The following is a 26,726-nucleotide window of genomic DNA, read 5'->3' as shown; positions in this document are numbered from 1 at the left end:
GTGGGGGGCCCCCCGGGGGGGGGGGGGGGGGGGGGGGGGGGGGGGGGGGGGGGGCCCCCCCCCCCCCCTGGGGGTCCCCCCGGACGGAGTCTGGGGGATGGAGGAAGGGCGGGGCGGGGAGGAGGCACCGCGCAGCGGGATCCCCCGCTACGGCCGCCGGAGGAGGGTCACGACGGCCGCGCCGCCCAGGCCGATGTTGTGGGCCAGGCCCACCCGGGCCTGAGGGACCTGCCGCGCACCGGCCTCTCCCCGCAGCTGCCAGACCAGTTCCGCGGCTTGCGCCAGCCCAGTGGCTCCGAGGGGGTGTCCCTTCGAGATCAGCCCCCCGGAGGGGTTCACCACCCACCGCCCCCCGTACGTCGTCGCCCCGCTCTCGACCAGGGCCCCGCCCCCACCGTCCCGGCAAAGGCCCAGCGCCTCGTACGTGAGCAGCTCGTTGATCGAGAAGCAGTCGTGCAGTTCCACCACGTCCACGTCCTCGATGCCGAGCCCGGACGCCTCGTACACCTGCCGCGCCGCCGCCGCCGTCATCGGCTTGCCGACCACGTCGATGCAGGACCCCCCGAAGCTCTCGGCGGTGTCCGTCGTCATCGCCTGGGCGACGATCTCCACCGCCTTGTCGTGCAGCCCGTGCGCGACCACGAACCGCTCCGAGACGACGAGCGCCGCCGCCGCCCCGTCCGAGGTCGGCGAGCACTGGAGCTTGGTCAGGGGGTCGTGGATCGGCTTCGCCGCCAGGATCTCCTCCACCGTGTACACGTCCTGGAACTGCGCGTTCGGATTGTTGGCGGAGTGCCGGTGGTTCTTCGCGCCCACCGCCGCGAGCTGCGCGGCCGTGGTCCCGTACCGCTCCATGTGCTCGCGGGCCGCGTTGCCGAAGATCTGCGCGGTCGGCGGGGACATCTCGAAGCCGTGGCCGGCGGCCATGATCCCGTAGTGCCGGGCCACGGGCGACGTCATGAAGTCGGAACCGCCATCGGTCCCGCCCCCCAGCGCCCCCCGCTTCATCTTCTCGAAGCCCAGCGCGAGCACGCAGTCGCTGATCCCGCCTTCCACGAACTGCCGCGCCATCATCAGCGCCGTCGACCCCGTCGCGCAGTTGTTGTTCACGTTGTAGACGGGGACGCCGCTCAGCCCCAGCTCGTACGCCGCCCGCTGCCCGGCCGTGGAGGCCTGGAAGCAGTAGCCCACCGGCACCTGTTCGACCAGGTCGTACCCCACCCCCGCGTCCGCGAGCGCCGCGCTCCCGGCCTCCTTCGCCATGTCCCAGTACTGCCAGTCCCGCGATTCCGGCTTCTCGAACTTCGTCATGCCGACGCCCACGATGTACGACTTGTGCGACTTGTGCGACTTCATGTCCGACAACTCCTCGTCAACTAGTCCCTGGGAAGGCCGAGGATCCGCTCGGCGACGACGTTGAGCTGGACCTGCGTGGTGCCCCCGGCGATGGTCAGGCAGCGGGACATGAGCATCCCGTGCACCGCCCGCTCCCCCGCCCCTTCCCGTACGGCGCCCGCCGGGCCCAGTAGTTCGAGGGCGAGTTCGGCGGTCCGCTGCTGGTGCGGGGTCTGGATGAGCTTCCGTACGGACGCGCCCGCGCCCGGCTCCAGCCCCGACACCTGCTGGAGCGTGGTGCGCAGCCCGATGCAGGCCAGCGCGTGCGCCTCGGCGGCCAGCGCGCCGATGCGGGCCCGGTACGCCCCGTCGAGGTCGGCGGAGCATGCGATGAGCGCCTGGAGCCCGGTGTCGAAGGAGAGCTGGTCGGCCATGTGGACCCGCTCGTTGCCGAGGGTGTTGCGGGCGACCTTCCAGCCCCCGTCCGCCGCGCCGACGAGGGCGTCCGCCGGGAGGAGGACGTCGTCGAAGTAGACCTCGTTGAAGAGGGCCTCGCCGGTGATCTCCTTGAGCGGCCGTACGTCGATCCCGCGCGCCCGCTTCATGTCGACGATGAAGTACCCGAGCCCCTGGTGCTTGGGTGCGGCCGGGTCGGTGCGGGCCAGCAGAATCCCGAAATCGGCGCTCTGCGCGGAACTCGTCCACACCTTCTGTCCGTTCACCAGCCACGAGCCGTCTGCGGTCCGCTCGGCCTTCGTCCGCAGCGAGGCCAGGTCGGATCCGGCTCCCGGCTCCGAGAAGAGCTGGCACCAGGTCGTGTCCCCGCGCAGGGTGGGCAGTACGTACGCCTCCCTCTGCGCGTCGGTCCCGTAGGCGAGCAGCGAGGGCAGGACCCAGGTGGCGATCCCGAGATCGGCGAGCCTGACCCCGGCCTCCTTCAGCTCCTGCTGGACGACGAGCTGTTCGACGGGTCCGGCGCCGCGTCCGTACGGCGGCGGGAGGTACGGGGCCGCGTAGCCGGTCGGGGCCAGCACCCGCCGGGCGGCCACCGGGTCGAGGCCGCGCGCGTCCTCGATGGCGCTGCGGGCCTCCGCGCGGTACGCCTCGGCCTCCGCCGGGAGCTCCAGGCGCAGCTCGCGCCGCGCACCGCCCGCCGCGAGCCGCACGGCGCGTACGCGGTGCCCGTCCCCGGAACCGAGCAGCTGCCGGGCCACGACGGCCCTGCGCAGATAGATGTGAGCGTCGTGCTCCCAGGTGAACCCGATCCCCCCGAGCACCTGAACGCAGTCCTTGACACACGCGTAGGCGGCGTCGAGCGCGGTGCCGGCGGCCAGGGCGGCGACCAGGGACCGCACCTCGGCGGGCTCGTCCATCGCCTGGGCCGCGTCCCAGGCGAGCGCCCGCGCCTGTTCGAGGCGGACCAGCATGTCGGCGCACAGGTGCTTGACGCCCTGGAACTGTCCGATAGGCCGTCCGAACTGCTCGCGCACCCTCGCGTATCCGGCGGCGGTGTGCACCGCCCAGTCGGCTGTGCCGCAGGCGTCGGCGGCGAAGAGGGTGCAGGCCAGGTCCCGTACGAGGGTCACGTCCAGCTCCAGCAGCCGCCCCGCCGGCACGCTCACGCTCCGGGCCCGCACCTCGGCGGTGGGGCGGGTCGGGTCGGCGCTCTCGTGCGTACGGATGTCCAGCGCGGCGGCGTCCACCGCGAACCAGCGGGTGCCCCTTGGCGCCGGCTCGCCTCTGGGGGCGCCTTTTGCCGGACTCACAGGCCCGTACGTGCTCGAAAAGCGCTCGTTCCTCGCACTTTCCTCCGCGCGCTCGGACCTGTTCCCCCGGCGCGCCCCCTCCGGCTCGGGCGCGACCTCGGCGGCGAGCAGGACGAGGTCGGCCTCGCCCGCGCCGAGGACGGGGGGCGCGGTGCCGTCGAGCAGGTGCCCGCCGCCCTCGACGGCGACGGCGGTCAGGCTGCCCGGCCCCAGCGCGACCGCCCCGACCCGGCCGCCGAGCGACTCGGCACCGGCCCGGTCGAGTAGGACGGAGGCCAGCGCGCTCGGCAGGTAGGGCCCGGGCAGCGCGGCCCGCGCTGCCTCCTCGACGACGACGGCGAGATCGAGCAGGGTCCCGCCCTCCAGGTGCGGTTCCAGCAGCCCTTGGGCGGCCATGGCGTCCCAGTAGGCGGGCCGCGCCCCCGCCTGCGGCGAGGCGTCGAGCAGCTTGCGCACCTCCTCGGGCGGCACGGTACGCGCGACCCAGCCGCGCACGGCGTCGGCCAACTCCCGTTGTTCCCCAGTGATTCCGATGCCCATGCGACGGCAGACTAGAACACGTTCCAATCTGACGGAAGGTCAGCTACTCCCTGTCCTTCGCGCGATTTCGCCTCAGCACAGCACCGGGCGCCCGGCCAAGAGGCCGAGCGCCCGGGTTCAGTTCAGTCATGCGCGGATGCTGTTATCCGAGGGTGCGGAAGGTGCTCCAGTCGTCTTCTTCGACGCGCCAGCCGCCACCGATGGTGCTCTGGCCTGCTTGGAAGAGGTGGAGGGTGCCGTCGTTGCGGGTCAGGTAGAGGTCAGGGGTTCCGCTGTTGTTGACGTCGGGTGTGCCGCGCACGAGGGGCCAGGTGGTGCTGTCCCAGCCGGTCGTGCCGTAGGTGAGGTCCTTGCCGTCGGCGGAGTTGACTGCGAGCGCGAGGGAGTTGATGTCGGCTCCGCCGCCCGCGCCGGGCTTGCCGCGTCGTAGGGCCAGGCCGCGGTCGGGGGTGGAGTCGTCACGGAAGAGGAGGTCGGGTATGCCGTCGCCGGTGATGTCACGGACGTCGATGATGTCGCGCTTGGTCCAGCTGGTGGAGGAGAGCTTCCTGGCCTCGGTGACGGTGGCGCCGTTGTAGCCGGTGAAGACCCAGAAGGCGTCTGCGATGGTGACGAAGATGTCCTCGAACTTGTCGCCGTTCATGTCCGGGACGACGACGATCTGTGTGAGGGCCGCCGGGTCGGGTGCGCCTGTGGGGAGGAGGATTTCGGTGCGGCGGCTGATATCGAAGCGGCCGTTGCCGTCACCTTGGTAGACGTAGAGCTTGCCGTCGGGCATGCGGGCGATGAGGTCGGTGATGCCGTCGCCGGGATACCAATCGCTGGAGTGGGCGATCAGTGCGCTCTTGCCGCTGGCGTCCTTCCAGTATCCGGCGGGTGCGGGTTTGCCGTTGTCGGTGGCGGCGGGCATCCAGGCGTCGACGTCGCCGATCGCGTCGGCGGGGTAGACGCGCAGGTCGCCGGCGCCGTCGACGACGAGGAGGTCGGCCTTCTGATCACCAGTGACGTCGCCGGGCCCGTCGAGGCCGGGGCGGGGGCGGACGTAGAAGGTGTAGGTGAAGGGGTTGGAGATGTTGCCGGCCTGGTTGACGATCCGGACGTAGAAGAGGTTGGGTCCGGCGTTGTCAGGGTTCACATCGACGGTGACGGTGTCCTGACCAGCGGCGGGGACTGCCTTCTTGTCGTAGACGGGGTGGTTCAGGCTCCACTGGATTTCGCGGATGTCCGCGGCGTTGGTGCCGCCGGCGATGACGGTGATCTTGCCTGGGCCCAGGGTGTTCTTGCTCCATTCGGCGCCGTCGGGGCCGGGGGCAGGGAAGTCCTCGGAGCGGATGGTGGGGGCGGTGGGCTGGGTGTGGTCGATGGTGAAGCTGCACCATCCGCCGCCGCCTGAGTCCAGGGGCCCGCTGCCTGACCACTGTCCGTCCCAGTCGATGGCCTGGGCGAGCCAGTAGTACGTCTTGCCCGGGGTGAACTTCTCCCAGCCGACGGTGATGCTGGCTTCGCTGTTGGTGTCGCGGAACTCGTTGGCCACCGAGGTACCGTCCGCGGCCCACACCCGGAAGTTGAGCTGGCGCAGGTTGCCGTCGGCGTCCGAGGACTTGGCCTGGAAGGCCACGTCGGTCTTGCCGATCTTCGTGTACGGCTGCTGGGTGAGGCAGGCGCCGCCGGGTGAGGTGCTCATGTCGGCCTGTACCGGAGTGTTGGGAACCCGGGTGTAATAGACCTCGATGTACGGGGCGCTCTCAGGGCTGTTGGCGAGGAACTTCTTCCAGTAGGACGGGTCGCTCTCGTTCGGGGAACGCAGGCCCAGGGTGAGGTCCTGCCAGGCGCCCCGGGCGCCTTCCTCGACGGTCGGCTTGATGTCGATGCCCACCCAGTTGTCGGGGCAGGAACTGTTGTATCCATAACCGGTGGACGCACCGGCGATCCGCTTGCCCCAGAACGTGCTGTTGTTCGTATTGTTCCAGGTACTGGAAGCGTAGATCATCGGCGTGTGATAGACGTCGAAAGCCCGCGCAGAACAGCCCCAGGAGTAAGTCTGGAACGCCTTCAAGGTGGCCGAGCGGATCTGGGCGCCTTGGAGCTGGCTGTCGAAGTCGAAAATGAACGCCGCCCGGGAAGTACCGTACGTGGTCGTCTCATATCCGACGCGGGCCTCGGGCGTGCCGCTGCCGCTGTTGTAGTTCGACCCGTTCCAGAAGCTGGAGTTTCCCTCGGTCTTGTAGAGGGTGGTCCATTCCTTCTTGTGCCAGGAGGGGTCGATGAAGACCGGGTAGACCGTGTCGGCGTCGTTGAGCAGCTGGGCGTTCGGCGTCACGGTCAGGACGTTGTCGGCGGAGAGGGCCGCGGTGGCGACCTTCGCGTGGTTGCCTTCCGCGCCGTTGAGACCGGGCAGGGCAAGGGTGGGATGGTCCTTGGCCTCGGGCGCCGGCGCGGGCACGCTCTCACCCTCGGTGACCGCGACCTTTCCCGCCGAGTCCCACATGTAGGGGGTGGGAGAGCCGGCTATCTCCTCACCGTTGCCGTCCTTGGCGCTGACCGAGTGGGAGGCGTCGTCCAGGTGGAAGGTCAGGTCCGGGGAGGAGAGACGGTAGTTCAGCTGGCCCAGCAGCGGGTCGGCTGCGGCCTGCTTGTCCTTGACGACCAGCACATGTGTGTAGCCGCCGTCCTGAGCCGTCATCACCAGGTCAATGCCGGGACGGATGTTCTCGTACAGGGCCCTGGGGCCGGAGATGACCGGCGCGGGCAGCGGCCCGGGCCAGCTGACCACCACGTCGTGGCCGTCAGTATTGAGCCGCACCAGTTCCGTCCATGCCGGAGCAGGCGTGTCCGCCGTCGCTACGGCCGGGCGCACCAGAGCCACGCGCGACACACCGCGTGACGCACGCTCACCCCCGTCGCCGGCCAGTGGCTTCGACCCGGCACTGAACACCACCCGACTGTTCACGGCCTTGGGCGCGAAACCGCCCTCCACCCGCTCAAGACTGGTGTCGACCGGCTTCCACTCGTTACCCACCTTGGCCCGAGTCGCCGCACTGGAAACCCGTAGCTTGAACGTCCCGCCCGGCTGCGCCCACGTGCTGCTGTGAGCGGTGGCCTCGGCCGTGACCTCAACCTCCTTGCCGCTCTCCCTCGCCAGACGGCGCGCCTCGGGCGCGGCAACAGGCCCGCCGGCCTTCGGCGCAGCATCCGGCACCGTGTCCTGGTCGCCTTGGACTAGTACGACGACAGGCACGGCGACGGCGACGGCCAGCAGGGCCGCCACGGCGCCCATGGCTCGACGGCGGCGGAACCAGCGGCGCGACGGAGCGGGAACTCCCTTTTCGGTCACGGTTGTTGGCGGACTTTCATCCACGGATTCACTGGCAGACATAACTCTTCTTCTCCCCCCTCGGGCGCCATTTCGCAGCCCTCGGCACTCAGAAAACGGCTTCCGGCCTCTGACCGAAAACGTGAAAGGCCCGCTCCCCACCCGTCTTTCAGGCACAGGTCGCGCGAGCTGAGCATGAACCATCGAAGGGACAACTTCACCCTCCGAGCGCAGCTGACAGACCCCCTCCGTGAGGGGCTTTGCCGGGATTGTCATAAAGTATTCAGGCCGTAAAGTGATAAAGCCCACACCGGATATCGGATGATGGATTTCAGGCGCGGCAGGCCACAGAATCAGCTGGCAATTTGTCAGTTTCCTGCCACACGTGTGCCTTAGCACCGTCGGCAGAGCGTGGGGGGTCCAGATGTCGCCGTTTTCGGCGCACAATTTCCGCCTGCCCGGAAACAGAAGGTCGCGCGCCAGACGCGCGCGCCTCGCCGGGCGCACCGGCACCGCCTTGTCGGTGGTGCTGATCGCAACACTCCTGCCCATACAAGCCTGGGCAGCACCACCAGGAACCCGCGACGGCGTTCAGCTGCCGGGGCTTCAGCAGGACATCAAGGCCAAGCTCGACCAGGTCGAGGCAGCCAAGCTGGAAGGTTGGGCGGGCGCACCCGTGCTGCCGCCGGCCGAGTACGAGCCGTCCAAGGTGGCGCCGCCGGCCGGTGGTTCAGCCAGCGTCGCGCTGTCCGGTGACCAGCTCGTCCAGGCCGGCACGCTGCCGGTAAGTATCGGCAAGGCCTCTCCGACCGAGACGAATCCGACTCCGCCGGACCCGTCGGGCACCTGGTCAGTGGCCGTCGAGACCCGCACCGCGACTGAAGCCGCGAACGTCGACGGCGCCCTCATCAAGGTCACGCCGCCCGCCGAGGGCTCCACCCCGGTCGATGTCCAGCTGGACTACAACAAGTTCAAGGACCTCTACGGCACCGAATGGGCCACCCGCCTGGAGCTCAAGCTGCTCCCCGAGTGCTTCCTGACCACCCCGGACCTCCCCGAGTGCTCCGTCTTCCAGGACGTGCCCAGCACCAACGATCCGGCCACCGGCACCGTCCGCGCGACCGTCGACCCGGCCACCGCGCCGGGCCAGGGCATGCGCACCATGGCGGTCGGCGGCGGCGGTCCGATGGTGCTGGCCGCCTCCGACGGAGCCTCCGGCGCGGGCGGCAGCTACACGGCCACGTCGTTGTCCGCCACCGGTTCCTGGACTGCGGGTGGCAGCGGCGGCGGCTTCGCCTGGTCATACCCGCTGACGGCTCCCACGCCGCCGGCAGGCCCGTCCCCAAAGATTGGGTTCTCGTACTCCTCCCAGGCCGTCGATGGCAAGACTTCCGTGGCCAACGGTCAGGCGTCCTGGGTCGGTGACGGTTGGGACTACGAGCCCGGGTTCATCGAGCGGCGCTACCGGTCCTGCTCGGAGGACCGCAAGGCCACTCCGAGCACGCCGAACAACGACAACACCGCCGACAAGAAGAAGAGCGACTTCTGCTGGGCGGGCGACAACGTGGTGATGTCGCTCGGCGGCTCCACCACCGAACTCGTCCATGACGCCACGACTGGCCAGTGGATCCCCGCCTCGGACGACGGCTCCCGGATTGAGCGCCGCACGGACGCAGGTATCGCGAACGGCGCGAAGGACGGCGAGTACTGGGTTGTCACCACCCGGGAGGGCACTCGCTACTTCTTCGGCCGCCACGACGTCGACGGCGCGGGCAGCCGCGCCGTCACCAACTCGGTTCTCACCGTTCCCGTCTTCGGCAATCACCCCGGCGAGCCCTGCTACCAGGCCTCCTACGCGGCCTCATCCTGTGACCAGGGCTGGCGGTGGAACCTCGACTACGTCGAGGACGTTCACGGCAACGCCATGATCGTCGATTGGGCCAAGGAGACCAACCGCTACGCCAAGAACGCCAAGTTCAAGGAAGCGGTCTCCTACGCCCGCGCCGGATACCCGACTCAGATCACCTACGGATTGCGTAGCGACAACCTGTCCGGCGCCCCGGCGGGCAAGGTCGAGTTCACCGTCGCCGAGCGCTGCATCAAGGAAGGCGTCACCGAGTGCTCCGACGCCGAGTTCGAAGCGAACAACTACGGCGAGAAGCAGCCCTGGTGGGACACGCCCTCCACGCTCCATTGCAAGGTGAGCGCCAAGGACTGCTACATCTCCTCGCCGACCTTCTGGACGCGTAAGCGCCTGACCGCCGTCACCACCTACGGCCAGCGCACCGAAGGCTCCACGGCCCTGTCCCTGGTCGACCGCTGGAGCCTGACCCAGTCGTTCCCCAGGCAGCGCACCGACACCCACCCGCCGCTGTGGCTGGAGTCCATCACCCGAACTGGATACGGCACCACCAAGGACGAAGCCGGCAACCAGGAAAGCACCTCGCTTCCGCCGGTCTCCTTCCTTGCCAACGTCCAGGACATGCCCAACCGGGTCGCGAAGAGCGCCACCGACGCCACCCCCGACTTCGACCGTCTGCGCGTGGAGACAGTCCGCAGCGAGACGGGCGGCGAAATCTACGTCGACTACTCCGCACCCTGCGCCGTTGGTACGACGCACCCCAAGCCGGAGGAGAACACCACTCGCTGCTACCCAGTCCACTGGTCCCCGGACGGCGAGCTGGAGAAGCCGCCTCTGGAGTGGTTCAACAAGTACGTCGTCGACAAGGTCGTCGAGAAGGACCGCGTAGCCCGCCAGCCTGATATCACCACCTCCTACACTTACGAGGGCGACGCCGCCTGGGCCAAGAACACCGATGAGTTCTCAAAGCCCGAGCTGCGGACCTACAGCCAGTGGCGCGGATACGCCAGCGTCCTCGTGAACAAGGGCGTCACCGCCAACGCGGGCAAGGTGGACGCCACCGAGCAGTCCCAAACACGCACCCGCTACTTCCGCGGCATGTCCGGCGACGCCGGCCGTGCCTTGATCACCATCAAGGACTCCACGGGCACGGAGGACTTCGGAGAGGACCTCTACCAACACCAGGGGTTCGCCGCTGAAACCATCACGTACACCAAGGCGGGCGGCACCGTCGCCTCGCGTTCCCTCACCTGGCCCTGGAGCCAGAAGACCGCATCCCGCCCGAGGGACGGCACCACTCCCCTGGACGCGTTCCGTACAGGTGCCTCACGCACGGACAAGATCGAGACGATCAGCGGCGGCGCCACCCGGACCATTCGCACACGTAAGGCCTTCGACGCCGCGTACGGCCTCACCCAAACGGTGCAGTCCGAGGCCGTCAGCCCCAACGGCACAGGCGGGTGGCAGGCCACAGGGCAGACCTGTGCGACTACCAGCTACGTTCACAACACCGACCGGTACCTGATCGGCCTGCCCCAGCGCGTCCGCACGACATCGGGCGACTGCTCGCAAGCGGGCACAGGATCACTGCTCTCCGACACCCGCACGGCCTACGACGCACTCGGTGCATTCGGCGCCGCCCCCACCAAGGGACTCGTCTACCAGGTCGACACCAACGACGCGGCCGGAACCGGCTGGATCACAACAGCCCGCAGTGAGTACGACGTAGTGGGTCGCCCCATCAAGGTGTTCGACGCCGCAGGCAACACCGTCACTACCGCCTACAGTCCCACCACGGGTCCGGCCTTCGCCGTATCCAGCACTAACGCGGTCGGGCACACCACCACAGCCAAGGGTGATCCAGGCCGCGGCGTCCCACTCGAGGACACCGACGCCAACGGCCGCAAGGTCACAACCGCCTACGACAACCTCGGGCGCTCGACCGCTGTTTGGACCTCGTCGCAGAAGCCGGGCACCGACAAGGCTGCCTTCACCTTCAGCTACCAGATCTCCGAGCACGAGCCCTCAGTGGTCACCAGCAGCACCCTGCAGGACGACGGCACCTACACCCAGACGGTCGCCATCTATGATGGTCTGCTGCGTCAGCGTCAGACCCAGGGCGAGGCCCTGGGCGGCGGTCGGCTGATCACGGACACCCTCTACAGCGCGAACGGTACCGTCCGCCGGACCAACAACGGCTACTACGCCGAGGGTGCCCCGACGAAGAAGATCTTCGTCCCGGAGAGCGTCTTCCAGGTCCCGAACTCGACCGCGACGGCCTACGACGGTCTCGGCCGCGCCGTGCGTTCCACCACCCTGCACGCGGACGTTCCGCAGTACTCCTCCACTGTGCAGTACGGGGGTGACTTCACCCTCGCCCGTTCGACCATGTCCGTCGACGGCATGACGCCCCTCAAGGGCAGCCGCGCCGTGAAGACCTGGACCGACCCGCTGGGCCGGACCTCGGCCGTCGAGCACGCCACCTCCACCGACCTCACCACCTGGACAAAGACCTCCTACGTCTACGACGTCCGCAACAAGCTGACCGCTGTCACCGACACGGCCGGCAACAAGTGGACTTACGCCTACGACGTCCGCGGACGCAAGACGGCTGCGGAGGACCCCGACGCGGGGCGTTCCGAGTTCGGCTTTAACAACCTCGACCAGCAGATCTGGGCCAAGGACTCCAGCGGCCGCACCCAGCACAGCATTTTCGACGGGCTGGGCCGCACGACCGAACTCCGCGACGACAGCACCACCGGGCCGCTGGTCGCCTCCTGGGCGTTCGACACCCTGCCCAGCGCCAAGGGCATGCCCGTCTCCTCCACCCGCTACGAGGGCGGAGCGGCATACAAGAGCGAGGTCACCGGCTACGACGCCGAGTACCGGCCGACCGGATCAAAGATCACGATTCCGGACGTGCCCGCCACCAAGGGCCTCGCCGGCACCTACGCCTACGGCACCACGTACACCCCAACGGGCAAGGTCCAGTCGACCACCGTCCCGGCGACCCCGGGCGGCCTGGCCGCCGAGAAGCTGATCACTCGTTACAACGGTGACGGCATGCCCCAGAGCGTGTCGGGGCTGTCCTGGTACACCGCTGACGTCAAATACAGCCCCTTCGGTGAAGTCCTGCGTACCGCATCGGGCAACGCACCGAACCGTGTGTGGACGACCAACCTCTACAACCCGAAAACCGGCCAGGTCACCAACCAGATCAGCGACCGCGAAAGCGGACCGCACCGGATCAGCGACGTCTCCTACGCCTACGACCCCGCCGGCAACATCACCTCGGTCACCGACACCCAGCCCGGCGACCGCACCGACCGCCAGTGCTACGCCTACGACCCGATGGGCCAACTGACCAAGGCCTGGACCGGCAAGACCACCGCCTGCACCGGCCCCAGCCTCGCCGACGTCACGCCCGGTCCGGACGGTGACGGGTTCTGGCAGGAATACCAGTTCGACTCAATCGGCAACCGCACCAAGCTCATCAACCGCGACCTCACCAACAGCGCGCTGGACGACGAGACCACCTACAGCTACGGCGTGAACATCGCCGGCAACGGCACCCAGCCGCCAGTCAAGATCAAGCCCCACGCCCTGGCCGGCGTCGACAAGACCACCCGCAACGCGGGCTCCACGGTCAACTCGCTCTCCAGTTACACCTACGACAGTGCCGGCAACACCACGAGCCGGCGCATCGACGGCGACACCCAGACCCTGAACTGGGACCGCCGGGGCAAGCTCACCTCCGCCACCAGCCCCGGCATCGGAGCCGTAGCCCTCACCGGCGCCTCCGGCAAGTGCGTCGACGTCGAGAACGGCAACACCGCCGACGGGACTCCGGTCAAGATCTGGCCGTGCAACGAAACCAGGGCCCAGCAGTGGCGCCTGACCGGCGACACCGTCCGCGCCCTCGGCAAGTGCCTCACCAACAGCAGCGGCAAGCTGGTCCTGTCCACCTGCGACGGCAGCGACAAGCAGAAGTTCACCTACCGCCCCGGCGACAAGTCCCTCCACAACCCGGCCACCAACCAGTGTGTCGACGTCTCCAACAACGCCGCCGATGGCAGCGACCTCCAAATGTGGCCGTGCAACACCACCGGCCCCCAGCAGTTCAGCTTCGACAACACCACCACCTACATCTACGACGCCTCCGGCAACCGCCTCATCGAAGAAACCGGCAGCAGCCGCACCCTCTACCTCGGCGAAGCCGAGATCACCGTCAACAAGGCCGGCCAGGCCTTTGACGCCTTCCGCTACTACAGCGGCCCCGGCGCCACCACAGTCCGCCGCACCTACGGCAAAACCACCAACCACCAGCTCAGCGTCCAGCTCGCCGACCACCACGGCACCGCCACCACCACCATCGAACAGACCACCGGGCAGGCGGTTGCCCGCCGTAAGTCAGACCCCTACGGCAACCCCCGCGGCACCCAGCCCGGCAACTGGCCCGGCAACCGAAGCTTCCTCGGCACCGGCGTCGACGACACCAACACGGGCCTCACCCACATCGGCGCCCGCGAATACGAACCCACCACAGGCCGCTTCATCTCCGTCGACCCGATCATCGACCTCACCGACCCGCTCCAGATGAACGGGTACACCTACGCCAACGGCAACCCCGTCATGGGCTCCGACCCCAGCGGCCTCAAAAACGACAACTGCGCATATCATTCGAGCTGCACCGCGAATGGCGGAAAACTCGACGAGCAGAACTACGAGGATTTCGGTGGCTCCGGCGGCGCAAGCGACGAACGAGAAAACCTAGCCGACAACTACACTCCACCCCCGCCCCGCAAGGGAAACTCCAGCAGCAGTGTGAGCAGTAAACCCAAGAGCTGCAGCGGCTGGCTGTCCAAGTGCAGTTTCAACAAGGCGGTCAGCAATACTAAAAAATTCCTGCAGGAACACAAGGCAATTGTCGCAGTTGTCGTTGAAATCAGTGCCGGAATAGCTTGTGTCGGATCTGCAACCGGGCTTGCCGTCGCTACTGCTGGTGCCGCCTTCGCCCTAGCTGCTGGCTGCGGAGCAATCGCCGCAGCAGCAGGCGCAGCAATCTATAACGCCTTGGACACAAACGCCGACCACAGCACCATGGGCCAGCTGAAAGCCCAAGGCCAAGCATTTCTTGTGGGGGGTGCCGGCGGCGGAGCGGGTGCAGCAGCGGCGCCAGCCATCGGAGCCATTGCTAACGCCATAGGCAAGGGAGTCGGCAAGCTTCTCTCCAAGGGCGGGTCGTGCTCCGCCGGGAAAAACAGTTTCGCCGCGGGAACGCTCGTCCTTATGGCCGACGGCTCAACCAAGTCAATAGAAGACCTTGAATCGGAAGACAAAGTCCTCGCCACAGACCCTGAGTCTGGCGAAACCTCCGCACAGGAAGTCACGGCAACCATACTTGGCGAGGGTACAAAGAACCTCGTCGAAATAGGCATTGACGCCGATGGCGCTGAAGACTCCACGTCTGACGTAATCACGGCCACGGACAAGCACCCCTTCTGGGTGAGCGAACTCGCTAAGTGGGTCCATGCCACCGACCTCCAGCCGGGCCAGTGGCTCCAGACCAGTACCGGCACTCGTGTACAGGTCACAGCGGTCAAACGCTGGACCGCCGAACGCGCAACGGTCCACAACCTCACCGTCTCCGACCTCCACACGTACTATGTGCTGGCTGGGGCCACACCGGTCCTGGTTCACAACTGCAACGTTTCACTGAGTCAAAGGGAGGCGAATACGCTGCGAGTCGGTCCTCATGCCGATGAGTCGGTGCCTGCGACCGGGCCGGTGGTTACCTCAGAGCAGAGTGCGGCCATGCAGGGAAGGCCATGCCACTCTTGCGGTGGGAGCAGTCCGACGATGACGGGTGACCACCAGCCGTCTACTGGAATTGGACCGACTAGCCTTCCGCGCAGCCTGTTTCCTCACTGTGAAACATGCAGTGATACTCAGGCGGTTGCTGTATCGAAAGCCCAGCAGATGCTGCGCAATCACGGCTATCACGATCCCACGTTTGCGGGGCTGCCAGGGATTCCGAGTGCAGCTGAGAAGCTAGCGGAGCTACTGCCAGGCCATACGCGGTAGTAGGTTCAGGGTGCGCCCGGTTGGCGATGGAGCTGACCGGGCGCACCATCAAGCTCAGATTGGGTAATTGGCGGAGAAATGCTCATTGGTAGTGCCGAGCTTTACTTGAACCATCGCGTTATCCGTATTGGATCGACGGCCCCGCCGGAGGAGGTTCTGGCGCTGGCCGGTGCGCCACTGGTGGCGTCTAGGAGTCACGTCCAGATCGCCGCACGTGCGCAGACGGGGCTGGTCCGGGTCAGGCTGTGGAACAGGGCTGGCCCGGCCGAGGGCAGCGTCCTGTTCGACGGAGCCCTGGTGCTCGACGACGGGGCCATCGGAGTCGGCGACATCCTCGGCGTGTCACGTTTCGTGCAGAACGTCGGGGACCCTGGCGTGCATCACATCCGAGTCACTGTCGATGATCCAGGGGTTGCTTCCCGTGTCGACGTAGTTATCGATTCCGGACGTGACGGGCAACCACTGACAAGCGTGGATGGTTACCCGCTGCCCCAGTTTGTAGTAGCCGAGAATTTCAATCTCGGTAAATCTGATGAACTCGGACTGATTCTTTCGGTACATGATATGCCGCAAAATCGCCTTGCCGCCGCGTTCAAGTTGATCAAGCTGGCCTCGGAGTCAGATCCTTTGGACCGCGTAGAAATTCTCAGGGAATTTCGAATGCGCATGGTCTGCGAGTGGCTTAGGTGGCTCGCCCCTGCGGCCTCTGCAGATGCAGTGTCTGCGATGGCCGGTTACATGTCCGAACGTCTGCATGGAACGGCGACGGTAGGTCTCGACCAGGCATCAGTAGAGCTCGCTGCGGATGTACTCGCCCGGCTGTCCGGTGACCGCTAGTAGATGTTGCGCTGCTAAGAATCGTGACCAATAGCAAATTTTAGCCGCGCCGAGCTGTGTTCGGCGGGGCTAATTTACCGCCTGACGGCAGTAGCTGACGGCAACGGCGGCGGACACAGTGGTGTCCGCCGCCGTCTGGCTGTCAGGGACGGTCGAGCGCGTGACCGAGCAGGTCGATGGCGTCGCGCTGAAGGCGGATGCGTACGTGGGCGTAGACGGTGGCGGTGACGCCGATGTGGGCGTGGCCGAGGAGTTCCTTGATCACGACGAGTTCGACGCCCTGTTCCAGGAGCAGGGTGGCGGTGGAGTGCCTGAGGTCGTGGAAGCGGATTCGGCGGACGCCGGCCTTGCGGAGGAGCGTGGTGAAGGCGCGAGTGAGGTTGGTCGGGTCGATCGCTCCGCCCTGCGCAGTGGTGAACACGTGCCCGCTGTGCTGCCACGCCGTGCCTGCGGTCTCACGCTCGCGCTGCTGCTGCTCGCGGTGGAGCTTCAGAGACTGGAGACACCGCGTGGGGAGGGCGATACGGCGTTCGGAGGCCCGGGTCTTGGTGGGCAGCGTGGTGAGCCGGCCTGCGGCGGTCCGCTGAAGGGTGCGGCGGATGGCGGCGGTGCCCCGGTCGCTGAGGCCGGCGAACCAGCCGGGATTGCCTGCCCAAGAAATCAATCACATGCCGCAGGATTCCGCGACTGGCAAATCCATAGGGTACAACAGTGGACCAGCAATTCGGATGGACAAGGTTGATCATCGGCAGGTTTGGTCGACAGGTCAGGGGAGTCGCCCAGAGCCCAAAGCGTGGCTAGGCATGCAGAAAGATCTTGTAAACTCCGATCGAATAGATCGAGCCATGCAGAATGATATAAACGATATCGTCACACGATTCCCCGGCAAATACAATAATGCAATTGGCGATATGATTGGCGCGCTGCCCGGGAATGGTCAGTATCAAGCACTGCGTGGTATTCCAGAGCAAGTTCATGTGCAATTGACCCTGTGGTAGGCCACGGATTTCGTCATGGAGGCGACGGATGGTAATCGATCTTGATCCCCCCCGAGGGGTAGGCGGCTTGCAAATCGGCATGCCTATCGAAGCTGCGGAGCAGATCCTGCGGGAGATGTCAGGATTTATTCCGCCCGCTGCGGGAGAATTTAGGAATAAAGGTTTCGCGCATTACGACTCAGAATTGTCAATCTCTGTCGATTTCGACTCCCGCGGAGTCGTGCGCGCTATTGAGCTATTCCGACCTGAAGGGGATGTTCAGGTCACGTTTCTCGGCATTTCTTTGTTTGAAGAATCTGCCGATGTCGTGATCTCGCGACTCTCTGAAAGATTTCGACTTGAGATCGAAGATGAAGGATTGAATGTTGCGGCTCCTGATGTCTTCATCGGACTCTGGAGAAGGACGCTTCCCGAAATCTCTGGTGGCGACGATGGTCGATACTTCGAATCGGTCCTTATTGCCGCACCCGGGTACGGGTCGTAGTCAATTCGGGTAAATTAAGAAGAAATACAAGCCTCTCCGAAGGCTTCGACTTGATTAGCATCGACTATCTCTGAGCAAATGGAAGCCCCGCCGGGTTCTAATTCCGGCGGGGCTTCTGGGATGTTTGACGGCAGTAGTTGACCTCGATTAGTCAGCGGGGTCCGATCGCTGATCGGCTCGGCCGTGCGCCCGAATTATCCCCGCGTTGTGCGGGGTGGGCCGTCGCGTGACACCGCGGCTGCCCCGGGTTCCATGGGCCCGGAGTTGAACTGGTCTGCTCCTTCCTGGTCTTCATCGAGGTGCTTCGCTCTCGTCAGGTGACGGCTGGGAGCGTGCCGAGTCTGGTCCAGGGCAAGGTGCCCTCGATCCGGAGCCAGCGGCGGCGGGCATGCCGTGAGAGGCGGGCGGGCGGGTAGTAGAGCCGGAAACGCACGGTGTCCGGTTCGGCGCCGGCGTCGTGCAGGGCCAGCAGCCTGGTCCAGGCGTCGAGGTCGCGGGCGAGGTTGGCGGCGAGCATCCAGCCGCGATTGACCTCCCAGGACTGCGAAGGCAAATCGCCCCAGGCTCATCGCCTTGTCGCAGTCCCCCCTGCGTGGGCGGCGACGGCCCGGAACAGGTCTGTGTGGGGCGGGGCGGCCGGAGCTGAGGACTCCGCTGCCCTACAGGGCCCTGGCGAAGGCGGCGGGGTGACGGTGGAGGCGGGCCGTCCGGGTCCTTGGAGTCTCGGACGGCGATCCGGCGCGCTGGGCAGCGACCTCGGCGCAGTCGCCGCCCGTGCCTCCGCTGTGTGAGGACTTCTGCCAGGCGTCGACGCCGAGCGGGGCGCGTTCGAACTCGCCTTGTTCCCCGGTGATTCCGATGTACATGCGCGGCCAGGTCAGGGTTCGGTCTTCCGGGGTTTCGCGCGGACGTGCATGCGCTCCCCCTGCCTGCCGAAGAGGCTGAGGACCTCGACGGGGCGTCCGTCCGCGCTGCCGAACCAGTGGGGCAGCCGGGTGTCCCACTCGGCGGCCTCGCCGGGGCCGAGGACCAGATCGTGCTCGGCGAGGACGAGCCGCAGCCGGCCGTCCAGCACGTACAGCCACTCGTAGCCCTCGTGCGTACGGAAATCCGGCTCGGCACCCCGGTCCGGGATGATCATCTTGTACGCCTGGAGGGGGCTCGGGCTCCGGGTCAGGCGTACGAACGTACCGCCGCTCGACAGAGTGCCGGGTGTCAGCCGTACCCGGGGGTCCCCCACCTCGGGAGCGCCGACCAAGTCGTCCAGGGCCACCTGGTACGCGGCGGCGAGCGGCAGCAGCAGTTCCAGGCTGGGGCGGCGCTGCCCGGACTCCAGCCGGGAAAGAGTGCTCTTGGAGATGCCGGTCGCCTCCGACAGTGCGGCCAGCGTCAGGCCGCGCTTGGCGCGCAGCGCTCGGAGCCGGGGCGCGACCTCGTCGAGGACCGCTTGATGGGGCGGTGGTGTGTCCATGCGGGCATTCCACTCCGCCGTCCCGGAATCGGCAACAAGAGTTGCCGCCACGGGCAGGCCAGGCCCACGCTCCCCGGCATGAGCACACACAGCGGTTCCCGCCCCATCAGCACAGGACAGAACGAGGCAGCGACAGCCGCAGGCGCGGTGCGGTGGGCGCTCGCCGGGCTTTCGCTGTCCATGCTGCTGTCCTCGCTCGGCACCAGCATCGCCAACGTCGCCCTGCCGACACTGGCACAGGCGTTCACCGCCTCCTTCCACGAGGTCCAGTGGATCGTCCTCGCGTACCTCCTCGCCCTCACCACCGTGATCGTCAGCGTCGGCCGGCTCGGTGACCTCATCGGCCGCCGACGGCTGCTGCTGGCCGGGATCGCACTGTTCACGGCGGCCTCGGTGTTGAGTGGAGTGGCTCCTACGCTGGGGGTGCTGATCGCCGCCCGGGCGGCGCAGGGGGTGGGAGCGGCCGTCATGATGGCGAGCACCATGGCGTTCGTCGGTGAGACCGTGCCCAAGGCGAGGACCGGTAGCGCCATGGGGCTGCTGGGAACGATGTCCGCGATCGGTACCGCGCTCGGCCCCTCGCTGGGCGGCGTGCTGATATCCGGACTCGGCTGGCGGGCGATCTTCCTCGTCAGCGCACCGCTGGGCGTCCTGACCTTCCTCCTCGCACACCGCCATCTGCCCGCCGACCGCCGGGAGACCACGGCAGCCCGGCCGCGCTTCGACCACGTCGGCACGCTGCTGCTCGCCCTGACTCTCGCGGCCTACGCACTTGCCATGACCCTGGGGCACATCGCTCTGCTGCTGGCCGCCGCCCTCGGAGTCGGCCTCTTCGTACGGGCCGAGGCGAGAGCGGATTCACCGTTGATCCGGTTGGCGATGTTCCGCGATCGCGCGTTGAGCGCGGGCCTCGCCACGAGCGCACTCGTGTCGACGGTGATGATGACGACGCTCGTGGTCGGGCCGTTCTACCTCTCCCGCACGCTCGGACTCGAAGAAGCCCTGGTCGGACTCGTCCTGTCGGTCGGCCCACTGGTCGCCGCGCTGACCGGCGTGCCGGCCGGGCGCGTTGCTGACCGCTTCGGCGCACCCCGCATGACCGTTGCCGGCCTCGTGGGGATCGCGGCCGGCTCCTTCATCCTGGCCATGACGCCGGCGACGCTCGGCATCGCGGGCTACCTCGCCCCGCTCGTGGTCGTCACCGGCGGCTACGCGGTGTTCCAGACGGCCAACAACACCGCCGTCATGGCCGATGTCCACCCGGATCAGCGGGGTGTCGTCTCGGGCATGCTCAACCTGTCCCGCAACCTCGGCCTCATCACCGGCGCGTCCGTGATGGGCGCGGTGTACGCGCTCGCCGGCATGCGGATGACGTTCGCGGTCGCGGGGATCCTGATCGTCGTCGCGCTCGCCGTCGCGGCGGGAAGCCGCCGTGGAAGCGGTCCCGCCGCGATGTCTTCTACAGCGCGCTGACGAAGGCGGCGAAGGCGGCGGGAGCGACGGTGAAGGCGGGGCCGTCGGGGTTCTTGGAGTCCCGGACGGCGACCCGGCACGGCTGAGCGGCCACCTCGACGCAGTCACCGCCGCTGCTGCCGGTGTACGACGCCTTGCGCCAGGCGGCGGCGCCGAGCGGGGCGCACTCGACGCACTCACCGCCGGTGTCACCGCTGTAGGACGACTTACGCCACCGCGCGCCCGTCAGGTCCCGGATGGTGTCCATAACGTTCCTCCATTACGCGGGCGATCAGTGCCGCCGATTTCTCCACGGAGAGTGCGGCGGCCTGCAAGTGATCGTAACGGAGTGAACCCTCCCGGAGGGCCTGTGGATTGGCCGTCATATGGCCCTGGACGAAGTCCTCGGTATAGACGAGGTCGGGGTCGTCGTCGAACCGCAGAACAGTGAATGAGCCCATCAGCCCCGCATGGGCGCCCGCCTCGAAGGGCAGAATCTGCACCCTCACCCACTCCCGCCCCCGCAGGTCCAACAAGTGGGCGAGTTGGTTCCGCATGATGTCCTGGCCGCCGATCTCCTGATGTAGCACGGCCTCGCTCAGCACGACCCACATCAGTGGCGGGTTCTCGCGGTCGAGGATGCGCTGCCGCTCCATACGGGCGGCCACCTTCGCGTCGAGGCGCTCCACGTTCCGTACGCCTAGCACTGCCCGCGCGTAGTCCTCCGTCTGCAACAGCCCGTAGACCAACTGGGCCTGGTACGTCGAGATATAAGAAGCCTTCGCCTCCATCTCCGCGTACGCCTGGAACCACGTCGGCAGCTGGCTGCGCAGCACCAAGCCCACCAGCCGCGAGAACACCCCGTCCGTCCCCAGCGCCGCGTCCATCCGTTCCGAGAAGTCGCGGGTCGGCACCTTCCTCGCGGTTTCGATCTGGCCGATCAGCGAGCCAGTGCAGAAGATGCTGGATCCGAGTTCTCCCTGCTTCAGCCCGAAGTCCTCTCTCAGGCGGCGCAGTTCGGAGCCGTAGTAGTCCAGCGGCGATGCGCTGGGATCGAGGTCGCGGATGTTGACCACGGGCGGTCACCCCCAAGTTCACGCCGTGCGGCGTTCGTTTCGGTCTGTAGCCGAGCGTAACGACGCCACCGCACCCTGGTGACATGAATCACGTAACTGACCGCTCCCCGGCGGACATTGGCCCCAGCACCTACCGCATGGGCTTCACCGTCGGTGAGCATTCGGCCCGGCACATGCGGCGCATCCTGCGGATGTTCCTCGTCCGCTGGGAGATGGCCGGGCTGGCCGGCGCCGCCGAGCTGGCGCTCACCGAGCTCGTCGCCAACGTCGTACGGCACGTGCCGGGGCGGCGGTGCGCGGTGCTGATCCTGCGGCGGCCGGAGGGGCTGCGGGTCGAGGTCGCGGACGGGTGCCCCCAACCGGCGTGCGTATCGCGCGGCGGCGATGCCCTGGCCGACGGCGGGCGCGGGCTGCTCCTGGTCGAGGCCGTGACCGACCGCTGGGGCACCATGCCGATGGCCGTGGGCAAAACGGTCTGGTTCGAGTGCGACGCCACCGACGCCCCTGTCAACGGTCGCCGTGATCCCCGCCGAAGCCGACGGCCTACAGAACGCTGAGCGTGATCACGAGCGCGAACGTGGGCACAAGGGTCACCAGCGCGCTCACCGGCCAGTACAGCCGAGGGCCCAGTGCCGCCCTGCGCCCCACGGGACGGTTGACGAGCCACCACACCAGAGCGAACAGCCCCAGCACCGGCCCCGAGAACAGCAGCCACGGCAGCATGCCGTCGTTCTCGGTCGGCTCCGGCTGGGTCCAGCCGATCGCCGCGAGCGGCCAGTTCGCGGCGAAGTACCACAGCAGCCACACCGGCACGACACCAGGGATCCCCATCAGCAGGTTCACACCCACCGCTATCAACGACCACTTCCGCATGCGCCCATTGTCACCCGCCGCCCACCACGTCCCCCGGCCTCGGGCGGGGCCCCGACCTGGTCCGCTACCCGACGGTAGGGCACCATGGGCCGCCCAGCAGCAGCTCAGGAGGAACACATGGCCACGGCCACCCCCAAGCCGGAGACCCTCGCCGCCTTCGAGGCCGCCAAGGGGTTCATGCCCGTCGGTGAAGGCCTTGCCCTCTACGAGGCGGCCACCGCCGCCGCCGGGCTCGGGCTGCCGCTCCTGGAGGTCGGCACGTACTGCGGGCGCTCCACGATCCTGCTCGCCGACGCCGCCCGCGAGGCCGGCGTGGTCGCCCTGACCGTCGACCACCACCGGGGCAGCGAGGAGCAGCAGCCCGGGTGGGAGTACCACGATCCGACGGTCGTGGACCCGGAGGTCGGGCTGATGGACACCCTGCCCACCTTCCGCCGCACCCTGCACCGGGCCGGTCTGGAGGACCACGTCATCGCTCTCGTCGGCCGCTCTCCGCAGGTCGCGGCGGCCTGGGGCGGCAAGCTCGGTCTCGTCTTCATCGACGGCGGCCACACCGACGAGCACGCCACCGGCGACTACGAGGGCTGGGCCCCGCACCTCGCGGAGGGCGGGACGCTGGTGATCCACGACGTGTTCCCGGATCCGGCCGACGGCGGGCAGGCCCCGTACCGGATCTACCTGCGCGCCCTGGCCTCAGGGGCCTTCACCGAGGTCTCGGTCACCGGCTCCCTGCGCGTCCTGCGCCGTACCGGGCCCGCGAACATATAGGTGATAAGCACACCACGCCCCCGGATGGCGCAGTTCCGTACGCACGCCGACCGGGCGTTCTAGCATCGCGAGGTGCGCTACGACGACAGTCCCCCGCCCCCCGAGTCCGGCCCGTCGGTCAGCCCGGACCCGCATTGGTTCACGCGCCGCTCCACGCTCCTGGTGGCGGTGGCGGCGCTCGCTCCGGCCTGCCTCGCGGGCTGGGTGCTGACGCAGGTGCTGACCGGGGCGGGGCCGGACGGGCAGCAGCCGCAAGTGAGGCCGCTGCCCGCCTCGCACACGGCGGCCGAAAACGACGGGAAGGCCAGCACCTCCCCGAACCCGAGCACGAGCGCGAGCCCGAACGCGAGCCCGAGCGCGACCCCGAGCCCCGCCGCGTCCGTCGACCCCGCCCCGGCGCCGACCCCCGCGCCCCTCGCCGGCCGGACCGTCGTCATCGACCCCGGCCACAACACGGGTAACTTCCGCCACACCACCGAGATCAACAAGAAGGTGGACATCGGTACCACCCGCAAGGAGTGCGACACCACCGGCACCACCACCGCCGACGGCTACCGGGAGGCCGAGTTCACCCTCGACGTCTCCCGCCGGGTGCGCGCCGTGCTGGAGGCCCAGGGGGTGAAGGTGGTCTTCACCCACGAGGGCGACCGCCCCTTCGGCCCCTGCATCGACGAGCGGGCCCGTATCGGCAACGAGGCGACCGCCGACGCCGTCGTCTCCGTCCACGCCGACGGCGCCTCCACCGGCAACCGCGGCTACCACGTCATCCTTCCCGCCAAGGTCAAGGGCGGTGCGGCGGACACCGCGCGGATCGTCGGGCCGTCCCGGGACCTCGGCGAGCGGATCGCCGGGAACTTCGCCCGTACCACCGGTTCCGCACCCGCCAACTATCTCGGCGGAGGTACCGGTTTGGTCGTCCGCGACGATCTGGGCGGCCTCAATCTGTCGACCCGGCCCAAGGTGTTCGTCGAATGCGGCAACATGCGTGACGCCAAGGACGCGGCGCAGCTGACCAGTCCGGAGTGGCGCCAGAAGGCGGCGCAGGGCATCGCGGACGGCATCGTCGGCTTCCTCGGGGGGTAGTCCTCGCGGGCCTCTCGCCGCCCCGATCCTCTCGGTCACGGAAAACCTCCGTACCATGGTCCCGCCCGCCCCGCTCCAGCCTGGTCTGCGACCGCGGTACCACGACACGACCGAGACCGAGAAGGACACCTGAGACGTGAACATCCGCTCCCTCACTCGAGGCGACGGCGTGGTGATCGGAGCAGCGGTGCTGCTGTTCATCGCCTCGTTCCTCGATTTCTACTCCGCCGACAACCTGAACCTGCCGAGCGTGTGGGACACCGACGTCTACCGTCTGGCGCTCCCGTCGATCTTCCTGCTCGGCTTCATCGCCGCGGGTCTGCTGATCGCCGCCCGCCTCCAGCCGGAGGGCCGCAAGGTCCTCGGGCTGCCGCTGACCGCGATCGGCACGGTGCTCGCCGTCTCGGCCGCCTGGTCCTCGCTGTGGTCCCTGATCACCGCCCCGAGCGGGGCCGACCTGGGCGCCGGCTGCATCCTCGCCTTCCTCGGCACCCTGGCGCTGGCCGGTGTCGCCGTCGCCGGTGCGAAGGTCCCCGCGCTCGCCGGGCCCCTCGTACCCGAGGCGCGGCCCGCCGCGATCCCGCCCTACGGCGGCCAGCCGCAGCCGGGCACCGGGTACGGCTACCCGGGCGCCCAGCAGCAGCAGCCCTACGGAAACACCCCGCAGCCGATCCCGCCGTACGGTGGCTCCCCCACCCCGGCGCCCGGCCCGCAGGACGCCCCCGCCCACCAGCCGGCCCCGACGCCGGCCCCGGCGGCGGACTTCACGCCGTTCTGGTTCGCGGTGCCGGTGGCCCGTCCCCTCTTCGGTGAGGACGGCTCGCCCACTCCGATCGCGGAGCTCGCGCCCGGCACCTGGTACCTGGCCGTCGACCAGCGCGGCCCGGCCACGCTGATCGCCCAGACCCAGGACGGCCGCCGCGGCGTCCTGAACGACACCTCGGGCATCCAGCGCGGCTGATCCCCGCGAAGACGCCGACAGGCCGGGCAGAGGGCATCAGCTCTCTGCCCGGCCTTTCGCGTCCCTTCCGGGCGGGGAGCCGTTGCCCTACAGTCGCCTGACACTCATCTGACGTACCGTCAGATACGCCGTCAGACACCTTACGACGATCCGTCAGGGCTTCGCGGAGGAGACCTCTATGCGCCTCGGACTCGCACTCGGCTACTGGGGCCGCGGACCCGGCCCCGCCCACCTCGACCTCGCCACCGAGGCCGAGCGCCTCGGCTACGACTCCGTGTGGACCGCCGAGGCCTGGGGCTCCGACGCCTTCACCCCGCTCACCTGGATCGCCGCGCACACCTCCCGCATCCGGCTCGGCACCGCCATCGCGCAGATGGCCGCCCGCACCCCCACCGCCACCGCCATGCACGCGCTGACCCTGGACCACCTCTCCGGCGGCCGGATGATGCTGGGCCTCGGCCTGTCCGGACCGCAGGTGGTCGAGGGCTGGTACGGGCGCCCGTTCCCCGCGAGCCCGCTCACCGCCACCCGCGAGTACGTCGACGTCATCCGCCAGGTGCTACGCCGCGAGGCCCCCGTCGCGCTGGACGGCCGCTTCCACAGCCACCCGTACCGCGGCACGGACGGCACCGGCATCGGCAAGCCGCTCAAGCCCATCACCCACCCCCTGCGCGCGGATCTCCCGCTGCTGCTGGGCGCCGAGGGGCCGAAGAACATCGCCCAGACCACCCGGATCGCGGACGGCTGGCTGCCGCTGTACTGGTCTCCCACCCGCACCGACGTCTACCGGGCCTCACTCACCGCTCTCCCCGAGGGCTTCATGATCGCGCCGATGGCACGGGCGAAGGTCTGCGACGACGTCACCGAGGGCCTGCTGCCGGTCAAAGCGATGCTCGGCTTCTACATCGGCGGCATGGGCCACGCGGCCCGCAACTTCCACGCGGACCTGATGGCCCGGATGGGCTACGAGGAGGAGGCCCGGCGCATCCAGGAGCTGTTCCTGGCCGGACGCAAGGAGGAGGCGGTACTCGCCGTCCCCGACGCCTTCGCCGACGAGATCTCCCTCATCGGCCCCCGCGAACGGATCGCCGAGCGCCTGGACCTGTGGCGCGAGGGCCCGGTCACCGACCTGCTCGTGACCGCCCCGGACCCGCACACCCTGCGCGTCCTGGCGGAACTCAACAGCTGAACCGATGCCGCCTCACGTGCCTACGGCGTGTCCTCGTCGGCCTGGGGGACGGCCGCCAGCAGTTCCCGTACGTCGAGCGGCATCACGGCGATCTCCATCTCCTCGCCTCCCTCCAGGAGGCAGGTCACGATCCGCGAGCCGGGGTTGATGGAGATCCCCTCCCGTACCGAGGGCACGCGCAGGCCCGTCGCCCGGGCGCCCGTCAGCGGCACGGCGGGGCCCCTGCGGGGCTCCCAGCGGGCGACGCCCTGGTCGACGTGGACCCGGCCCACCCGCCAGCGGCCCTCACCGGCCGGACGGCGGGCCATGCCGGGGATCCCGGCGGGGCGCCCGGCGGCCACCCGCTCAAGGTGCTTGCGCCTGAGGAGCCAGCCGGCCCCGACGGCCCCCACTGCCAACAACACGAACTCGATCACACGAGCCATTGAAACAGCCGGACGGCCAGAACCCGTCACAGCGGACACGGCGGCCACAGCGGCCTGCCGGGGGCGGGGCAGGCGAGCGGGCCGCAGGGGGGCGGTGGCGGGACCGGCGACGCACGCCGCCCGTGCCCATCCCCCTGCCCGCGCCCGCATCCATGTCCGTGACCGTGACCGTGACCGTGCCCACGGCGGAGGTGGCGTGCTTCCCGGTGC

At 68.4% G+C, this 26,726-nt stretch carries 20 protein-coding genes and 1 pseudogene; 10 read left to right on the top strand and 11 right to left on the bottom strand.

What is annotated here, in order from left to right; all coding sequences use genetic code 11:
- Positions 1 to 147: 147 nt before the first annotated feature.
- The 3 genes from ACWDYJ_RS25930 to ACWDYJ_RS25920 form a co-directional block, all read right to left on the bottom strand.
- Positions 148 to 1,356: a lipid-transfer protein gene (locus ACWDYJ_RS25930; protein ID WP_451567980.1), complete on the bottom strand. Its 1,209-nt coding sequence runs from the start codon at positions 1,354 to 1,356 to the stop codon at positions 148 to 150.
- A gap of 20 nt (positions 1,357 to 1,376) precedes the next feature.
- A complete protein-coding gene (locus ACWDYJ_RS25925; protein WP_451567979.1) occupies positions 1,377 to 3,641 on the bottom strand; it encodes an acyl-CoA dehydrogenase in 2,265 nt (754 codons plus the stop codon).
- Between the two features lie 142 nt (positions 3,642 to 3,783).
- Positions 3,784 to 6,918, bottom strand: a complete 3,135-nt coding sequence (locus ACWDYJ_RS25920; protein ID WP_451567978.1) for a DNRLRE domain-containing protein — start codon at positions 6,916 to 6,918, stop codon at positions 3,784 to 3,786.
- Positions 6,919 to 7,378: 460 nt separating this feature from the next.
- Between ACWDYJ_RS25920 and ACWDYJ_RS25915 the strand changes: the two genes are divergently transcribed.
- Together ACWDYJ_RS25915 and ACWDYJ_RS25910 are read left to right on the top strand one after the other, a co-directional pair.
- The gene (locus ACWDYJ_RS25915; protein ID WP_451567977.1) at positions 7,379 to 14,899 is read left to right on the top strand and encodes a ricin-type beta-trefoil lectin domain protein; all 7,521 of its coding nucleotides are present in this window, start codon (positions 7,379 to 7,381) and stop codon (positions 14,897 to 14,899) included.
- 78 nt (positions 14,900 to 14,977) lie between these two features.
- Complete coding sequence (locus tag ACWDYJ_RS25910) at positions 14,978 to 15,736, top strand: hypothetical protein (protein ID WP_451567976.1); 759 nt, start codon at positions 14,978 to 14,980, stop codon at positions 15,734 to 15,736.
- A gap of 142 nt (positions 15,737 to 15,878) precedes the next feature.
- Here ACWDYJ_RS25910 and ACWDYJ_RS25905 read toward each other — a convergent pair.
- Positions 15,879 to 16,355: pseudogene (locus tag ACWDYJ_RS25905) on the bottom strand (site-specific integrase); the annotation flags it as partial.
- A gap of 49 nt (positions 16,356 to 16,404) precedes the next feature.
- On the opposite strand from ACWDYJ_RS25905, the gene ACWDYJ_RS25900 reads away from it, so the two are divergent.
- Positions 16,405 to 16,734 (top strand): hypothetical protein, encoded by a 330-nt coding sequence (locus tag ACWDYJ_RS25900; protein ID WP_451567975.1) that lies wholly within the window; start codon positions 16,405 to 16,407, stop codon positions 16,732 to 16,734.
- A gap of 28 nt (positions 16,735 to 16,762) precedes the next feature.
- On the top strand, positions 16,763 to 17,218 hold the full coding sequence (locus tag ACWDYJ_RS25895; RefSeq protein ID WP_451567974.1) for a hypothetical protein: 456 nt from the start codon (positions 16,763 to 16,765) through the stop codon (positions 17,216 to 17,218).
- A 313-nt stretch (positions 17,219 to 17,531) separates the two neighbouring features.
- Here the strand turns inward: ACWDYJ_RS25895 and ACWDYJ_RS25890 are convergent, their stop codons facing one another.
- The 3 genes from ACWDYJ_RS25890 to ACWDYJ_RS25880 form a co-directional block, all read right to left on the bottom strand.
- Entirely contained in the window at positions 17,532 to 17,771 is a 240-nt protein-coding gene (locus tag ACWDYJ_RS25890) for a hypothetical protein (protein ID WP_451567973.1), read from the bottom strand.
- 106 nt (positions 17,772 to 17,877) lie between these two features.
- Positions 17,878 to 18,084 (bottom strand): DUF397 domain-containing protein, encoded by a 207-nt coding sequence (locus ACWDYJ_RS25885; RefSeq protein ID WP_451567972.1) that lies wholly within the window; start codon positions 18,082 to 18,084, stop codon positions 17,878 to 17,880.
- Between the two features lie 11 nt (positions 18,085 to 18,095).
- The gene (locus tag ACWDYJ_RS25880; RefSeq protein WP_451567971.1) at positions 18,096 to 18,689 is read right to left on the bottom strand and encodes a helix-turn-helix domain-containing protein; all 594 of its coding nucleotides are present in this window, start codon (positions 18,687 to 18,689) and stop codon (positions 18,096 to 18,098) included.
- 78 nt (positions 18,690 to 18,767) lie between these two features.
- Between ACWDYJ_RS25880 and ACWDYJ_RS25875 the strand changes: the two genes are divergently transcribed.
- Positions 18,768 to 20,162: an MFS transporter gene (locus tag ACWDYJ_RS25875; protein WP_451567970.1), complete on the top strand. Its 1,395-nt coding sequence runs from the start codon at positions 18,768 to 18,770 to the stop codon at positions 20,160 to 20,162.
- Here ACWDYJ_RS25875 and ACWDYJ_RS25870 read toward each other — a convergent pair.
- Positions 20,149 to 20,409, bottom strand: a complete 261-nt coding sequence (locus ACWDYJ_RS25870; RefSeq protein WP_451567969.1) for a DUF397 domain-containing protein — start codon at positions 20,407 to 20,409, stop codon at positions 20,149 to 20,151. The two genes, ACWDYJ_RS25875 and ACWDYJ_RS25870, sit on opposite strands and share 14 nt — an antisense overlap.
- Positions 20,369 to 21,217 (bottom strand): helix-turn-helix domain-containing protein, encoded by an 849-nt coding sequence (locus ACWDYJ_RS25865; protein WP_451567968.1) that lies wholly within the window; start codon positions 21,215 to 21,217, stop codon positions 20,369 to 20,371. Before ACWDYJ_RS25865 ends, ACWDYJ_RS25870 begins: the two co-directional genes overlap by 41 nt.
- Before the next feature lie 83 nt (positions 21,218 to 21,300).
- On the opposite strand from ACWDYJ_RS25865, the gene ACWDYJ_RS25860 reads away from it, so the two are divergent.
- The gene (locus ACWDYJ_RS25860) at positions 21,301 to 21,774 is read left to right on the top strand and encodes an ATP-binding protein (protein WP_451567967.1); all 474 of its coding nucleotides are present in this window, start codon (positions 21,301 to 21,303) and stop codon (positions 21,772 to 21,774) included.
- Here the strand turns inward: ACWDYJ_RS25860 and ACWDYJ_RS25855 are convergent.
- Positions 21,761 to 22,090 carry a hypothetical protein gene (locus ACWDYJ_RS25855; RefSeq protein ID WP_451567966.1) on the bottom strand — a complete coding sequence of 110 codons (330 nt, stop codon included), beginning with the start codon at positions 22,088 to 22,090 and terminating at the stop codon, positions 21,761 to 21,763. The genes ACWDYJ_RS25860 and ACWDYJ_RS25855 overlap by 14 nt on opposite strands.
- A gap of 117 nt (positions 22,091 to 22,207) precedes the next feature.
- On the opposite strand from ACWDYJ_RS25855, the gene ACWDYJ_RS25850 reads away from it, so the two are divergent.
- The 4 genes from ACWDYJ_RS25850 (at position 22,208) to ACWDYJ_RS25835 (ending at position 26,091) form a co-directional block, all read left to right on the top strand.
- A complete protein-coding gene (locus tag ACWDYJ_RS25850; protein ID WP_451567965.1) occupies positions 22,208 to 22,858 on the top strand; it encodes a class I SAM-dependent methyltransferase in 651 nt (216 codons plus the stop codon).
- Between the two features lie 72 nt (positions 22,859 to 22,930).
- Positions 22,931 to 23,941, top strand: a complete 1,011-nt coding sequence (locus tag ACWDYJ_RS25845) for an N-acetylmuramoyl-L-alanine amidase (RefSeq protein ID WP_451567964.1) — start codon at positions 22,931 to 22,933, stop codon at positions 23,939 to 23,941.
- 136 nt (positions 23,942 to 24,077) lie between these two features.
- A complete protein-coding gene (locus ACWDYJ_RS25840; protein ID WP_451567963.1) occupies positions 24,078 to 24,902 on the top strand; it encodes a hypothetical protein in 825 nt (274 codons plus the stop codon).
- Positions 24,903 to 25,080: 178 nt separating this feature from the next.
- Positions 25,081 to 26,091 (top strand): LLM class F420-dependent oxidoreductase, encoded by a 1,011-nt coding sequence (locus ACWDYJ_RS25835; RefSeq protein WP_451567962.1) that lies wholly within the window; start codon positions 25,081 to 25,083, stop codon positions 26,089 to 26,091.
- A gap of 20 nt (positions 26,092 to 26,111) precedes the next feature.
- Here ACWDYJ_RS25835 and ACWDYJ_RS25830 read toward each other — a convergent pair whose 3' ends face one another.
- On the bottom strand, positions 26,112 to 26,507 hold the full coding sequence (locus ACWDYJ_RS25830) for a hypothetical protein (protein WP_451567961.1): 396 nt from the start codon (positions 26,505 to 26,507) through the stop codon (positions 26,112 to 26,114).
- Positions 26,508 to 26,726 lie beyond the last annotated feature (219 nt).

The organism is Streptomyces sp. NPDC003042 (assembly GCF_053591315.1).
This window is presented reverse-complemented; position numbering and strand designations above follow the sequence as displayed.